The 14,110-nt window shown below is 64.5% G+C and carries 13 protein-coding genes; 10 read left to right on the top strand and 3 right to left on the bottom strand.

Translation table 11 applies throughout. The annotated features are described in order from the left end of the window. The first annotated feature begins 62 nt into the window (after positions 1 to 62). The 10 genes from miaB to AC56LV_RS16485 all read left to right on the top strand — a co-directional run bounded on the left by miaB (position 63) and on the right by AC56LV_RS16485 (position 11,179). Positions 63 to 1,424 carry a tRNA (N6-isopentenyl adenosine(37)-C2)-methylthiotransferase MiaB gene (gene miaB, locus AC56LV_RS16530; RefSeq protein WP_499559186.1) on the top strand — a complete coding sequence of 454 codons (1,362 nt, stop codon included), beginning with the start codon at positions 63 to 65 and terminating at the stop codon, positions 1,422 to 1,424. Continuing rightward, on the top strand, positions 1,421 to 2,542 hold the full coding sequence (locus AC56LV_RS16525; protein WP_499559184.1) for a PhoH family protein: 1,122 nt from the start codon (positions 1,421 to 1,423) through the stop codon (positions 2,540 to 2,542). Before miaB ends, AC56LV_RS16525 begins: the two co-directional genes overlap by 4 nt. Beyond that, complete coding sequence (gene ybeY / locus AC56LV_RS16520) at positions 2,517 to 2,984, top strand: rRNA maturation RNase YbeY (RefSeq protein ID WP_499559182.1); 468 nt, start codon at positions 2,517 to 2,519, stop codon at positions 2,982 to 2,984. Before AC56LV_RS16525 ends, ybeY begins: the two co-directional genes overlap by 26 nt. 123 nt (positions 2,985 to 3,107) lie before the next feature. Next, positions 3,108 to 3,986 carry a CorC family transporter gene (locus AC56LV_RS16515; protein ID WP_499559180.1) on the top strand — a complete coding sequence of 293 codons (879 nt, stop codon included), beginning with the start codon at positions 3,108 to 3,110 and terminating at the stop codon, positions 3,984 to 3,986. Continuing rightward, positions 3,986 to 5,554: an apolipoprotein N-acyltransferase gene (gene lnt / locus AC56LV_RS16510; protein WP_499559178.1), complete on the top strand. Its 1,569-nt coding sequence runs from the start codon at positions 3,986 to 3,988 to the stop codon at positions 5,552 to 5,554. Before AC56LV_RS16515 ends, lnt begins: the two co-directional genes overlap by 1 nt. 232 nt (positions 5,555 to 5,786) lie before the next feature. After that, positions 5,787 to 6,731, top strand: coding sequence for a glycine--tRNA ligase subunit alpha (gene glyQ, locus AC56LV_RS16505; RefSeq protein ID WP_499559176.1), 945 nt, complete (start codon positions 5,787 to 5,789; stop codon positions 6,729 to 6,731). 17 nt (positions 6,732 to 6,748) lie between these two features. Further along, positions 6,749 to 8,845 (top strand): glycine--tRNA ligase subunit beta, encoded by a 2,097-nt coding sequence (gene glyS, locus AC56LV_RS16500; protein ID WP_499559174.1) that lies wholly within the window; start codon positions 6,749 to 6,751, stop codon positions 8,843 to 8,845. 22 nt (positions 8,846 to 8,867) lie between these two features. Further along, a complete protein-coding gene (gene gmhB, locus AC56LV_RS16495) occupies positions 8,868 to 9,440 on the top strand; it encodes a D-glycero-beta-D-manno-heptose 1,7-bisphosphate 7-phosphatase (RefSeq protein ID WP_499559172.1) in 573 nt (190 codons plus the stop codon). A 51-nt stretch (positions 9,441 to 9,491) separates the two neighbouring features. Beyond that, positions 9,492 to 10,232 (top strand): lysophospholipid acyltransferase family protein, encoded by a 741-nt coding sequence (locus tag AC56LV_RS16490; protein WP_258835629.1) that lies wholly within the window; start codon positions 9,492 to 9,494, stop codon positions 10,230 to 10,232. Further along, entirely contained in the window at positions 10,229 to 11,179 is a 951-nt protein-coding gene (locus tag AC56LV_RS16485) for a M48 family metallopeptidase (RefSeq protein ID WP_221290720.1), read from the top strand. The genes AC56LV_RS16490 and AC56LV_RS16485 overlap by 4 nt, the downstream gene beginning before the upstream one ends. A 55-nt stretch (positions 11,180 to 11,234) precedes the next feature. On the opposite strand, the gene AC56LV_RS16480 is transcribed toward AC56LV_RS16485, so the two are convergent. From AC56LV_RS16480 to waaC, 3 genes are all read right to left on the bottom strand, one after another. Beyond that, positions 11,235 to 11,744 (bottom strand): YcxB family protein, encoded by a 510-nt coding sequence (locus AC56LV_RS16480; RefSeq protein WP_258835631.1) that lies wholly within the window; start codon positions 11,742 to 11,744, stop codon positions 11,235 to 11,237. 95 nt (positions 11,745 to 11,839) lie between these two features. Continuing rightward, positions 11,840 to 13,126: a lipid IV(A) 3-deoxy-D-manno-octulosonic acid transferase gene (waaA, locus tag AC56LV_RS16475; protein ID WP_499559171.1), complete on the bottom strand. Its 1,287-nt coding sequence runs from the start codon at positions 13,124 to 13,126 to the stop codon at positions 11,840 to 11,842. Between the two features lies 1 nt (position 13,127). Next, complete coding sequence (gene waaC, locus AC56LV_RS16470; protein WP_499559169.1) at positions 13,128 to 14,108, bottom strand: lipopolysaccharide heptosyltransferase I; 981 nt, start codon at positions 14,106 to 14,108, stop codon at positions 13,128 to 13,130. Positions 14,109 to 14,110 lie beyond the last annotated feature (2 nt).

Raw genomic sequence — 14,110 nt, 5'->3', positions numbered from 1 at the left:
ATTACGGTAAACTGGTTCCCCTGCCTTGTCGGCACAGCAATTCGTCCCCAACTACCCTCTCCATGCAGAAAAAAGTCTTTATCAAAACCTTCGGTTGCCAGATGAACGAGTACGACTCGGACAAGATGGTCGATGTCCTTGGCGCCTCGGATGGGTTGGTACGCACCGACAAGCCGGAAGACGCGGACGTCATCCTGCTCAACACGTGCTCGATCCGCGAAAAGGCGCAAGAGAAAGTGTTCTCCGATCTTGGCCGCCTGCGTGAACTCAAGCGCAACAAGCCGGACCTCGTCATCGGCGTGGGCGGCTGCGTTGCTTCGCAAGAAGGCCAGGCCATCATCAAGCGCGCGCCGTTCGTCGATGTCGTGTTCGGCCCGCAAACGCTGCACCGCCTGCCCAAGCTGATCAGCGACCGGCGCGCATCCGGCGTGGCCCAGGTCGACATCGCCTTCCCCGAGATCGAAAAGTTCGATCACCTGCCGCCGGCCAAGGTCGACGGCCCGGTGGCGTATGTGTCGATCATGGAAGGTTGCAGCAAGTACTGCAGCTACTGCGTCGTCCCGTACACCCGTGGCGAAGAAGTGTCGCGCCGCTTCGAGGACGTGTTGACCGAGGTGGCGGGCCTGGCCGCGCAAGGCGTCAAGGAAATCATGCTGCTGGGCCAGAACGTGAATGCGTTCCGCGGCACCATGGAAAACGGCGAGATCGCCGACTTTGCGCTGCTGCTCGAATATATCGCCGACATTCCCGGCGTCGAGCGCCTGCGCTTCGTGACCAGCCACCCGAAGGAATTCAGCCAGCGCCTGATCGACGCTTACGCCAAGATCCCGCAACTGGTGAACCACCTGTACCTGCCGGTGCAGCATGGCTCGGACCGGATCCTGTCGGCCATGAAGCGCGGCTACACGGGCCTCGAATACAAATCGATCATCCGCCGCATCCGTGCGGTGCGTCCGGACATCACGTTCTCGTCCGACTTCATCGTGGGCTTTCCCGGCGAAACCGAGGCCGACTTCGAAGCGATGATGAAACTGGTGGCCGACGTCAATTTCGACAACAGCTTCAGCTTCATCTTCAGCAAGCGCCCCGGCACGCCGGCCGCGAACCTCGACGATGACACGCCGCACGAAGTCAAGCTGGCGCGCCTGCAGCGCCTGCAAGCCCTGATCGACGCCAACACCCGCAAGCACAGCGCCGCCATGGTCGGCACCGTGCAGCGCGTGCTGGTCGAAGGCTATGCCAAGAAAGATGTAACCCAGCTCCAGGGCCGCGCCGAGAACAACCGCGTGGTTCTTTTCCCCGTGGATGCAGCGGGTGTCCAGCTCATCGGCCAACTGGTCGATGTGCGCATCAGCGCCAGCCACGATTATTATTTGCGCGGCGAACTCGTCGCCAACCTTGATACGATTGCCATCGCCAGTTGAAAACACAGCCAACCCAGCCCTCGTACTTCATTCCTGAGCCGCTCGACAACACGCGGCTTGCCCACCTGTGCGGTCCACTCGATGAAAACCTGCGCCAGATCTCGGCCGCGCTCGACGTGACCGTATTTCGCCGTGGCGAGAAATTCATCGTCACCGGCGACAATGCCGAACGCGCCGTCGAATTGCTCGAACGCTTCTACGCGGTCGCCAACAAGGTCGTGCCGATCGAAGAAGTGCAGCTGGCCCTGGTCGAGCAGCGCGCCGGCATCAAGCCGCGCAGCCTTGAGGCGCCAGGCGGCGAGCCGCGCGCCATCAAGGGCGTCAAGGCCGTCAAGGCCGTGCCCGACGTGGCACAGGCCGACGCGCAGGACGACATTGCGCCCAACGACGTCGACAGCCCGGCCCTGAGAACCCGCCGCAGCGACCTGCGCGGGCGCACGCCGCACCAGATCCAGTACCTCAACGATGTACTGAACCACGACATCGCCTTCGGCGTGGGCCCGGCCGGCACCGGCAAGACCTATCTGGCCGTGGCCTGTGCGGTAGACGCACTCGAACGCGACGCCGTCAAGCGCATCATCCTGACCCGTCCGGCAGTCGAGGCCGGCGAGCGCCTGGGCTTCCTGCCGGGCGACCTGGCGCAAAAGGTCGATCCGTACCTGCGTCCGCTGTACGACGCGCTGTACGACCTGCTCGGTTTCGACCGCACGCAAAAGCTGTTCGAAAAGCAGATCATCGAGATCGCCCCGCTGGCCTACATGCGCGGACGCACGCTGAACCACGCGTTCGTCATCCTGGACGAAGCGCAGAACACGACCGTCGAGCAGATGAAGATGTTCCTGACCCGCATCGGCTTTGGCAGCAAGGCCGTGATCACGGGCGACGTCACCCAGGTCGACCTGCACAAGAACCAGCGCAGCGGCCTGGTCGACGCCATGCACGTGCTCAGGGATGTGCGCGGCATCGCCTTTTCCCAGTTCTCGAGCGTGGACGTGGTGCGCCACCCGTTGGTCGGGCGTATCATCGATGCCTACGAATCCGACAATTCAGTGCAGGAACTGGCCGATCTCCCCAAACCGATCCCGGTGAAAAATGCAAGAAAAAAAACATCCGCTTGAACTCGAGGTGCAGTTTGCCGACCCACGCCTGGAAAGCCTGCTGCCCGAGGCTACCTTGCGTACCTGGGTCGAGTCTGCCCTGCTCGGCCCGGCCGAACTGACCCTGCGGTTTGTCGACGCGGCCGAAGGCCAGGCGCTGAACCTGGCGTATCGCGGCAAGGACTACGCGACCAACGTCCTCACCTTCGCCTACAACGAAGATGAAGACCTGGCCGAGGACGATCCGGTCAAGGCCGACATCGTCCTGTGCACCGACGTGCTGCAGCGCGAAGCCGACGAGCAAAAGAAAACCGTCGAGGAACACACGGCGCACCTGGTCGTGCACGGCGTGCTGCATGCGCAGGGCTGGGACCACGACAACGATGACGATGCCGAAGAAATGGAACAGTTCGAGCGCGACATCATGGAAGTGCTGGGGTTCCCGGATCCGTATGCGGACTGAATAACGTCAGCCTGGCCTGAGCGGCGGCGCGCCCGCCGCTCAGGCCGCACGCCTGCATCAAAAACAGGCAATGGGCCTTTTGGTGTATCCTACGCCCATCGCAACAACGGCTTCTCGCCAACTATGCCCGAGTATCCCAGTGACGTCCGTCCGGACGCCAAACCCCATCGGTCCCTGCTGGAAAGGTTGACCGCATTCATCTCCCCCGAGCCTGAAAACCGCGCAGAGCTGCTTGAAGTGCTGCACGACGCCCACGAACGCAACCTTCTCGATGCCGACGCCCTGTCGATGATCGAAGGCGTGTTCCAGGTGTCCGACCTGTCCGCGCGCGACATCATGGTGCCCCGTTCCCAGATGGACGTGATCGATATCACGAAGCCCATCGAAGAGTGGATGCCCTACGTGCTCGAGACCGCCCACTCCCGCTTCCCGGCCATTGAAGGCGAACGCGACAAGGTCGTGGGCATTCTGCTGGCCAAGGATTTGCTGCGCTATTACGCCGAAGAATCGTTCGACGTGCGCACCAAACTGCGCCCGGCCGTGTTCATTCCCGAATCGAAACGCCTGAACGTGCTGCTGCGCGACTTCCGCGCCAACCACAATCACATGGCGATCGTGGTCGACGAGTATTCCGGCGTGGCCGGCCTGATCACGATTGAAGACGTGCTCGAGCAGATCGTCGGCGACATCGAGGACGAATACGATTTCGACGAAGAAGAAGACAATGTGATTTCGATCCGCGAAGGCCAGCTTGGCCCGCGCTGGCGCGTCAAGGCGCTCACCGAGATCGAGCAGTTCAACGACGAAGTCGGCACCAACCTGCCGGACGACGACGTCGACACTGTCGGCGGCCTGGTCGCCAGCCACCTCGGCCACATGCCCCACAAGGGCGAAGTAGTCGATCTGCACGGTGTGCGCTTCGAAGTGCTGCGCGCCGACGCGCGTCAGATTCACGTCCTGCTGGTCGAAAAACTGCCATTGGCGGACGACGACCACGACTGATGCTGCGTCGCCGTACCTCCCCAGCCGCAGCGCCGGTCCCGGCGCTGCGCGCCAACAAGCCTTCGGCCCTGCTGCTGCTGGGCGCCGCACTCGCCGGCGCCTCGTCGCTCCTGTCATTCCAGCCGGTTGGCTGGTGGCCGCTGCAATTCTTGTCGCTGGCCTGGCTGTTCTACCAGATCGGCATGAGCCCGTCCGTCAAGCGCGCCACGCTGATCGGCTGGGCCTTCGGCTTTGGCTGGACGCTCGCTGGCGTGCACTGGCTGTATGTCTTCATGACCGATTTTGCCCACTTGCCGGCAGTACTGGCGGTGGTGGGCTTGACGCTGCTGTGTCTGTACATGGGCCTGTGGGGCGCCTTCACGGCGGGCGTGTCCACCTGGCTGCGTCGCCGCTGGTCGCTGCCGGTGGCCGCCTTCCTGCTGCTGGTGCTGCCCGTGACCTGGGGCGTGTCGGAATGGCTGCGTGGCTGGGTATTCACCGGTTTTCCGTGGGCCTCGTCCGGCTACGCACATGATCTCGCGCCGCTGGCTGGTTATGCGCCGCTGATCGGCGTGTACGGCATGGGCATCGTCGTGGGCATCATCGCCGGTTGTTTCGCCATGCTGACCCAGCGCGCGCGCTGGCCTGCAATGGGATTGATGGCCGCCCTGCTACTGGGCGGCGCAGGCCTGCGCACTGTCGAATGGACGCAGGATGTCGGCCAGCCGATCAGCGTGCGCCTGTTGCAAGGCAATATCGCGCAAGACCGCAAGTTCGACGCCGAATTCCTGAACAGTATCCTCACCCGCTACCAGGGCCTGATCACGGCCGCACCGGCCGACCTGATCGCCACGCCCGAAACAGCGATTCCGACCTTCCCGCAACACCTGCCGGATGGCTACCTGGCCGGTCTGCAGCGCTACGCCACCACCAGCGGCAGCACGCTGGCCATCGGCATGCCGCTGCTCGACGGTCCGGGCAAATACGGCAACAGCCTGGTCACGCTGACGCCGCAGCCCCAGGCAACCGTCTACCGCTACGACAAGGCGCACCTGGTGCCGTTCGGCGAATTCATCCCGCCGGGTTTCCGCTGGGTGACGGACATGCTCGACATTCCGCTGAATGACGCCACGCGTGGCGCCGCGCTGCAGGCGCCGTTCGCCGTCAAGGACCAGCTGGTGCTGCCGAATATCTGCTATGAAGACGTGTTTGGCGAAGAAATCGCCTACCAGCTGCGCAACGCGCCGCAACCGGCGACGCTGCTGCTGAACGTGTCGAACCTGTCGTGGTACGGCCAGTCAGTCGCCATCCCGCAGCACCTGCAGATATCGCGCATGCGCACGCTGGAAACGGGCCGCCCGATGCTGCGCGCGACCAACGACGGCGCCACCGCCATCATCGACCGCCGCGGCAATCTCACGCACGCACTGCCGTTCTACACCGACGGCGTGCTCGCCGCCACCGTGCGCGGCGCGACCGGCATGACACCGTTCATTCGCCTGGGCAGCGCATCGTTCCTGCTGCTGGGGGCATGCATGCTGCTTGGCGCGTGGTTTGCCGGGCGGCGTTATCTGCGCAAGAAAGCGTAGGGTGGATGGCTATGCCATCCACGCGGTGATGGTTACAGGTCGATCCGAAGCAGACGAAATCGAAGGCGGCTTCGTCAACCTGTGCGTCTTGTTGACGTTATCGATCACCGCGTGGACGGCATAGCCGTCCACCCTACGCAAAACAGCTCCCAGAGGTGGGAAGAAATTCAGTAGAATTGGCCATTTGGCAAACATACCGCGTTCACGGTCCACGGGCCGCGTTCCACTCGACATGCTCACATTCCAGCAAATCATCCTCACCCTGCAGTCCTACTGGGACAAACAGGGTTGCGCACTGCTCCAGCCCTACGACATGGAAGTCGGCGCCGGCACCTTCCACACCGGTACCTTCCTGCGCGCGATCGGTCCGGAGCCATGGCGCGCCGCCTATGTGCAGCCATCGCGCCGTCCGAAGGATGGCCGTTACGGCGAGAACCCGAACCGCCTCCAGCACTATTACCAGTTCCAGGTTGCGCTGAAACCCGCGCCCGAGAATATCCTCGACCTGTATCTCGGTTCGCTCGAGGCACTGGGTCTGGACCTGAAAAAGAACGATGTGCGCTTCGTCGAGGATGACTGGGAAAGCCCGACGCTGGGCGCCTGGGGCCTGGGCTGGGAAGTCTGGCTCAACGGCATGGAAGTCACGCAGTTCACCTACTTCCAGCAAGTGGGCGGGCTCGATTGCAAGCCGGTGCTGGGCGAGATCACGTACGGCATCGAGCGCCTGGCCATGTACCTGCAGGGCGTCGAGAACGTGTACGACCTGGTCTGGACCGAGTGGCAGGAAGACGGCAAGACCAAGAGCCTGAGCTACGGCGACGTGTTCCACCAGAACGAGGTCGAGCAGTCGACCTACAACTTCGAACACTCCAATACCGAGATGCTGTTCCAGGCATTTGCGAACCACGAATCGGAAGCCAAGCGCCTGGTCGAACTGGCGCTCACGCTGCCGGCCTACGAGCAGATCATGAAGGCCTCGCACAGCTTCAACCTGCTGGACGCGCGCGGCGCGATTTCGGTGACCGAGCGGGCCGCCTACATCGGCCGCGTGCGCACGCTGTCGCGCCTGGTGGCGCAAGCCTATTACGACTCGCGCGAAAAGCTGGGCTTCCCGATGGCGCCACAAGCCAAGCCAGCCAAGCCAGCCGAACCAGCCGCTGACCAAGCCGCAGCCTGAAAAGAACAGAACAGACCATGAACCAAACACTCCTAGTCGAACTGCAGACCGAAGAACTGCCGCCGAAGGCACTCGTCAAGCTGGGCGCTGCTTTTGCCGCCGGCATCGCGAATGGCCTCAAAGCGCGCGACTTCCTCGAAGCCGACAGCGTCGTCACCACCCACGCCACGCCGCGCCGCCTGGCCGTCTCGATCACCAATGTGCGCGACACCTCGCCTGATAAAGCAATCCGTGAAAAAGTGCTGCCGGTGACGGTGGCCCTGGACAAGGAAGGCAACCCAAGTGCGCCGCTGGCCAAGAAGCTGGCAGCACTGGGCTTTCCCGACCTGACGATCGACCAGCTCGAACGCGCCCCTGACGGCAAGACCGAAAGCTTCTTCTACACCTACACCGCCGCCGGCAGCGCACTGACTGGCGCACTGCAGGACGTGCTCCAGGACGCAGTAAACAAGCTGCCGATCCCGAAGCTCATGAGCTATCAGCGCCCGAACGGCGACACCGTGCAGTTCGTGCGCCCGGTGCACCGGCTGCTCGCGCTGCACGGCGAGCAGGTGCTGCCACTGACGCTGCTCGGCTTGACGGCTGGCCGCGAGACCGCCGGCCACCGCTTCCTGTCGCATGGCAACGCGATCACGATTGCGCATGCCGATCAATACGCGAACACGCTGGAAACCGAGGGCAAGGTCATCACGTCGCCACAGGCGCGCAAGGACAGCATCCGCGCCCAGTTGCTCGAACAGGCCGGCGCCGACCAGGTCCTGATGCCCGAGTCGCTGCTCGATGAAGTCGCGGCCCTGGTCGAATGGCCGGTCGTCTACGAATGCCGCTTCGAAGAAGAATTTCTGGCCGTGCCGCAGGAATGCCTGATCCTGACGATGCAGACGAACCAGAAGTACTTCGCGCTGACGGACGCTGACGGCAAGCTGCGTTCGCGCTTTCTGATCGTGTCGAACATCGCGACGGACGACCCGTCCGCGATCGTCGGCGGCAACGAGCGCGTCGTGCGCCCGCGCCTGTCGGACGCCAAGTTCTTCTTCGAGCAGGATAAAAAGAAAACGCTCGAGTCGCGCCTGCCGGCGCTCAGCAACGTCGTGTACCACAACAAACTGGGCTCGCAGGCCGAACGCAGCGAGCGCGTGACCAAGCTGGCCATGTACATCGCCACGCGCCTGGGCTTTGACGCCTCGCTCGCCGAACGCGGCGCGCGCCTGTCGAAGGCCGACCTGCTCACCGACATGGTCGGCGAATTCCCGGAACTGCAAGGCATCATGGGCACGTACTACGCGCGCCACGATGGCGAGCACGATGAAGTGGCGCGCGCGGCGTCCGAGCACTACCAGCCGCGCTTTGCCGGCGACACCCTGCCGACCACCGATACCGGCCTGGCCGTCGCACTGGCCGACAAGCTCGAAACGCTGGTGGGCATCTGGGCCATCGGCCTGCAGCCAACAGGCGAGAAAGACCCGTTCGCGCTGCGCCGCCACGCGCTGGGCATCATGCGCATGCTGGTCGAAAAGCGCCTGCCGCTCGAACTGTCCGACATGCTGCGCGACGCCGTCACGACGTTTGCCGACCAGCCGGCGTTCAAGGATCCGAGCGCGGAGGTCACGGCCTTCATGCTCGACCGCCTGCGCGGCCTGCTGCGTGACCGCGGCTTCTCGCCGAACGAAGTCGAAGCCGTGCTGGCCCAGAACCCGGACCGCGTCGACGACGTCGTGCAGCGCCTGGAAGCCGTGCAGGCCTTCGCCGCACTGCCCGAAGCCGCCTCGCTCGCCGCCGCCAACAAGCGCATCACCAACATCCTCAAGAAGAACGAGGAAGCACTGGCGCAAGCCGGCGCGGTCGATCCGGCCCTGCTGCAGGACCAGGCCGAGAAAGACCTGGCTGCTGCCGTCACGCGCGTGCAGCCGGCCGTCGATGCGGCGTTTGCGTCAGGCGACTTCGCCGGCACGCTCAAGACGCTGGCAGAGCTGCGCGAGCCGGTCGACGCATTCTTCAACGATGTGATGGTGATGGCCGACGACATTGCGCTGCGCAACAACCGCCTGGCGTTGCTGGCGTCGTTGCACGGCATGATGAACCGCGTGGCCGACATCTCGAAGCTGGCGACGTAAGCACCGCATGCAGACACCCCCGATGAAACTCATCATTCTCGACCGGGACGGCGTGATCAACCACGACTCGCCCGACTTCATCAAGTCGCCGGCCGAGTGGATTCCGATCCCCGGCTCGCTCGAGGCCATCGCCCGCCTGAACCAGGCGGGCTATCGGGTGGTGCTGGCAACGAACCAGTCGGGCATTGCGCGCGGCCTGTTCGACATCGCCACGCTCAACGCCATCCACGCCAAGATGCACGCGGCGGCGCAGCTGGTGGGCGCCGACATCGACGCCATCTTCTTTTGCCCGCACGCGGCGCTCGACGCGTGCGACTGCCGCAAGCCCAAGTCGGGCATGTTCGAAGAAATCGGCAAGCGCTTCAAGATCAACCTGAAAGGCGTGCCGACGGTGGGCGACTCGCTGCGCGACCTGCAGGCGGGCTTCAACCGTGGTTGCACGCCCTACCTGGTCCTGACCGGCAAGGGTGAACGCACGCAGATGACGGGCGGCCTGCCGCCCGGAACGACGGTGTATCCGGACCTGGCCGCAATGGTCAGCGCCCTGCTCAAGCCCGCCAGCGCCACTGGTGCTGGCGCTGTCCAGGCGTCATAATCAATACAACACCACGATAAGAATAACCAGATCGTTTTGTCCGGAGTCCCTTTGCGTAATTTCAGTCTGTTTCTGCGTTCCCTGCTGTTCACGGTTGTCATGATGGTGGCGACCATCATCTGGGCTTCACTGTGCTTCCTGGCAGCCCCGCTGCCCTACAACCAGCGCTTCTGGTTCACCTCGCGCTGGAACGTCTTCATCATCTGGTGCGCGCGCGTCATCTGCGGCATCCGCTACGAATTCAAGGGCTACGACAACCTGCCCGACGCGCCGGCGATCGTGCTCTCGAAGCACCAGTCGGCGTGGGAAACCATCTTTTTGCTGCCGAACCTGACGCGTCCCCTGGTCTACGTCTTCAAGAAGGAAATCCTGTACATCCCGTTCTTCGGCTGGGCCATGGGTTTGCTGCGCATGATCCCGATCGACCGCAAGCAGGGCAAGAACGCGTTTTCTCACGTGGTGCGCCACGGTAAACGCCGCCTGGCCGATGGCCAGTGGATTATCATGTTCCCCGAAGGTACCCGCATCCCGGTGGGCCGCAAGGGCAAGTACAAGAGCGGCGGCGCGCGCCTGGCGGTCGAGACCCAGGCAGTGGTGGTGCCGATCGCGCATAATTCGGGCGAGTGCTGGCCCAAGAATTCGTTCATCAAACGGCCCGGAACGATCACGGTATCGGTCGGCAAACCGATATCGCCGCAAGGCCATACCCCTGACAGCTTGATGCAAGAGGTAGAAAATTGGATAGAATCGGAAATGCGCGTCATTTCGCCCCACGCCTACAAAGGTGGTTGAGCGACGTTAGCACCCAGATCAGGAATTCGCGTCCGCAGCAAACGGCGGCGTCGTCGAAGATCGACGGCGACCAGCTCGAGCTGTTTGCACAAGAATTCTTTGCGGCGCTCAAGCCTTCCGACAGGCCGGCGCCGCCGTCCCAGCCATTGTTCAAGGCGCCGCCGGCGCCGCCCCGCACCAGGCTTCCTTCGCCGCCCGTCGGCCCGCAAGACCCTCCCCTCAAACGCATCGCCCTCGGCCAGCACTACGTCGACTATGCGCTGCGCCGCTCGTCGCGTCGCTCGATCGGCTTCATGATCGACGACGACGGCCTGCGCGTGACGGCGCCGCGCCGCGTGACGCAGGACGACATCGAGAACGCGCTGCGCGCCAAGAGCCGCTGGATCATCACCAAGCTGCTCGAACGGGGCGAGCGGCGCGAACTGCGCCAGCAACGCGCGCCGGTTGTGTGGGTCGACGGCGCCCTGCTGCCGTTCATGGGCGGCGAGATCACGCTGCGCCTCGAACCGGCCACGCGCAGTCATTGCCGCTTTGACGAAGCGACGCGCGAACTGGCGATCGGGGTGGTGCCCGGACTGGCCGAATGGCAGCTCAAGGAACGGGTCAAGCTGTGGTTCCAGGCCGAGGCCAAGCGCGTGTTCACCGAGCGCCTGGACCATTACGCGCCGCGCCTGAACGTGCGCTACAAGACCTGCACGCTGTCGTCGGCCGGTTCACGCTGGGGTTCGTGCACGGTGGGCGGGAGCATTCGCCTGAACTGGCGCCTGATCCACTATCCGCTCGCGCTGATCGACTACGTAGTCGCGCACGAACTGGCGCACCTGCGCGAGATGAACCACAGCCCGGCGTTCTGGGCGACGGTGGCCGAGGTATATCCCGATTACGATGGCGCGCGTCTGGCGCTGCGCAAGCAGTCGCACCAGATGCCGGTGCTGTTCGACGAGTAGGCAGGCGAGTAAGCAGGCAAGTAAGCAGGCCGCTGGCCTGCCGGGTTCATGCAGGTCAGTGCAGACTCAATGCATGGCGCGCTGCCGCCAGATCGCGCATGGTGGCGGTCTGCTGCTGCGACAGGCAGCGAAACGGGATCGGCAGCGTGCCCCGTTTGAGCACCATCATGAAGCCGCGCGAGTAGGTGCGCACGGCGGCCACGTCGGCCCATTCGATCAGCGTGACGCCACCACTGGTGCGCACGATGCCGTGCGCGTCGATGGTGAATTCATAGGTGCGGCGCCCGCGGCCGAGCAGCACGAAGTTCAGCCCCGCGCTCAGCGTGCTGCGCAGGCGCAGCAGAAAGCTCGCAGGCCAGCGCACGCGCCGGCGACGGATCAGGAAGCCCCCGTGCTGCCACATGAAACTGACGTATTCGCTCAGCGAATAGCGGACGAAAAAATGCAATGCATCGAGCGGCAGCACGCTTGCCGCTTGCTGCTTTGCCGGCGCGTGGTCGGCCAGGCCTGAGCCCAGGATCGTTCCCAGCGTGTCGACTACCCCTTCCTGGACCCGAAGAGACACTGGCTCTCCATCACTGCCCGGTGTCGCGCGATTCAATGACAACATGGCGCATCCCCTATAGTTATGTAGCGTGCAGATGGGAATGGTAACAAAACCTACCCAATAAGCCGTTGCACGAGTTCAACAGTGCGCAGGGTTGCCCCGCGATGGCGCCCGGCAAACGCCAGCGCCCTGGCGCCCATCGCCGCGCACGCCGCATCGTCACGCAGCAGGCGCGCGGCCTGGGCGACGAGCGCGTCGGCGTCCGGCACGCGCAAGGCGGCGCCGCCATCGACCGCATCGATCGTCGCGTCGAGAAAATTGAACGTGTGTTCGCCCACCAGCACCGGCTTGCCCAGTGCGCAGGCTTCGATCAGGTTCTGGCCGCCCAGCGGCAGCAGGCTGCCGCCGATATAGGCGCAGTCGCAGGCGGCGTAATAGGCGAACATCTCGCCCATCGAGTCGCCCAACAGCACGTCGGCGTCGATGGCGGCGGTGTTGTCAGCATCGAGCTGCGAGCGGCGCGCAAGCGTCAAACCGCCTGCCTCCACCAGCTTGGCCACATCGTCAAAGCGCTGCGGATGGCGTGGCACCAGCAACAGCAACGCGTTCTGCGGCTTGTCGCGGTTCTGGCGCCAGGCGTCCAGGATCAGCGCTTCTTCGCCTTCGCGCGTGCTCGCGCACAGGAACACCGGGCGGCGCGCGGCGCCATCGATGCGCGTGCGCAGCCACGCGCCCTTCTCCAGCGCGCTCGGTGGCGGCACGATGTCGAACTTGACGCTGCCGGTGACGACGACGTTCGGCGCGCCCAGCGACGCAATGCGCGCCGCATCGGCGTCGGTCTGCGCCGCCACCAGCGTGAACGAGCGCGCCGCCTCGAGCATCACGACACCGGCCTTGCGGCCCCGCTTGAGCGAGCGTTCGGACAGGCGCGCATTGGCCAGCACGACCGGCACGCCCTGGCGCGTGCAGGCGTGGATCAGGTTCGGCCAGACTTCGGTCTCCATCAGGATGCAGGCGCGCGGACGATGACGGCGCAGGAAGCGCGTCGTCATCCATCCCGTGTCGTACGGCAGGTAGGCCTGCACGACACGCTCGCCGTGGCGCGCAAACAGGTCGCGCCCGGTGGCGCGGCCGGTCGGCGTCATGTGGGTCAGCAGGATGCGGCACTCGGGATACGCCAGCAGCAGCGCATCGATCAGCGGCTCGCTGGCGCGCGTCTCGCCCACCGACACCGCATGCACCATGATCGTGGGCCGCTCCCCAGCGGCAGGGCCGCCAAGGGACAGGCGTTCATTCCAGTGCGCGCGGTAGCCTGGTTCCTTGCGGCCGCGCCACCACAGCCGGCCCAGCACGGCCGGCATGGCCAGCCACCAGAGGCTCGAGTACAGCGTGCGGTTCATGTCATGCCGGCGCCAGCAGGCGCCGTGCTGCTGCGATGACGTCGCCGCTTGACGGCGGCGCGCCCAGATCGCCCAGGTTGACGATGCGATCGGACCAGTTGCCTTCGGTCTTCCACTTGGGCGAATCGCAATAAATCTCGATCGTCGGCCGCACGAAGGCGGCGGCGATATGGGTCAGGCCCGTGTCGACGCCCACCGCCAGGCGCGCATGCTGGGCCAGCAATACCGCATCCATCATCGACAATTTTGGCAGCACGCGGGCATTGGGGATCGCTGCCGCCAGCGCCTGGGCATCCTCGTGTTCGGCGGGTGAGCCCCATGGCAGAAGCACCGGCATCGGTGCGAGGGCCGCGCCCAGTGCGATCCAGTTGGCGTCTGCCCACTTCTTGGCTGCGCGCGCCGTGCCATGGAAAAAGACCGCGTAGTCGTCGTGCGGCAAGAACGCCGGCCGCGTGGCAGGCATCGGCGCCGGCAACCCGAACTCCGGGGCCGAGTCGACGCTGTAGTCGAGCGCAGCGCCCGCAACCATGCGTCCGCGCGCGACGGCATGCGTGCGCGGATTTAACGGGATGCTGTCGGTATGGAAGATGCGCGAAATGCCTTCATAGCCCGAGCCTTCGCTGCCGTTGGCCAGGCCGACCTTCTTGCCACCCTTGCGCACGCGCGCCGCGCCCATGATGATGCCGGTCTTGAGCAAACCCTGGGTATCGAACACATAGTCGTATTCGTCTTCGCGCAGCGTGCGAAAGAACGCGCGGATTTCAGCCCGCGTTTCTTTCTTGCCCAGACTCTTGCGCCAGCGGCGCAGTGACCACGGGATGATCTTGCGCACATGGGGATTCAGGCGCACGAGGCTCACGTACCCTTCTTCGACCACCCAGTCGATCGTGGCGCCCGGATGCTCGCGCAGCAGGTCGGCCACCATCGGCAGGTTATGCAGCACGTCGCCCAGCGACGACACGCGCACGAGCAGGATCTTCAAGC

Source organism: Telluria sp. RB2R28, assembly GCF_059685835.1.
The sequence above is the reverse complement of the archived record's forward strand: the minus strand, read 5'-3'. Positions and strand labels throughout refer to the sequence as shown.

What these genes read in the sequence shown, in the direction of transcription:
- lnt (WP_499559178.1), top strand. Translation starts at nt 3,986, where the DNA reads ATGCTGCGTCGCCGTACCTCCCCAGCCGCAGCGCCGGTCCCGGCGCTG.
- glyS (WP_499559174.1), top strand. Translation starts at nt 6,749, where the DNA reads ATGAACCAAACACTCCTAGTCGAACTGCAGACCGAAGAACTGCCGCCG.
- ybeY (WP_499559182.1), top strand. Translation starts at nt 2,517, where the DNA reads ATGCAAGAAAAAAAACATCCGCTTGAACTCGAGGTGCAGTTTGCCGAC.
- miaB (WP_499559186.1), top strand. Translation starts at nt 63, where the DNA reads ATGCAGAAAAAAGTCTTTATCAAAACCTTCGGTTGCCAGATGAACGAG.
- AC56LV_RS16515 (WP_499559180.1), top strand. Translation starts at nt 3,108, where the DNA reads ATGCCCGAGTATCCCAGTGACGTCCGTCCGGACGCCAAACCCCATCGG.
- waaA (WP_499559171.1), bottom strand. Translation starts at nt 13,126, where the DNA reads ATGAACCGCACGCTGTACTCGAGCCTCTGGTGGCTGGCCATGCCGGCC.
- glyQ (WP_499559176.1), top strand. Translation starts at nt 5,787, where the DNA reads ATGCTCACATTCCAGCAAATCATCCTCACCCTGCAGTCCTACTGGGAC.
- gmhB (WP_499559172.1), top strand. Translation starts at nt 8,868, where the DNA reads ATGAAACTCATCATTCTCGACCGGGACGGCGTGATCAACCACGACTCG.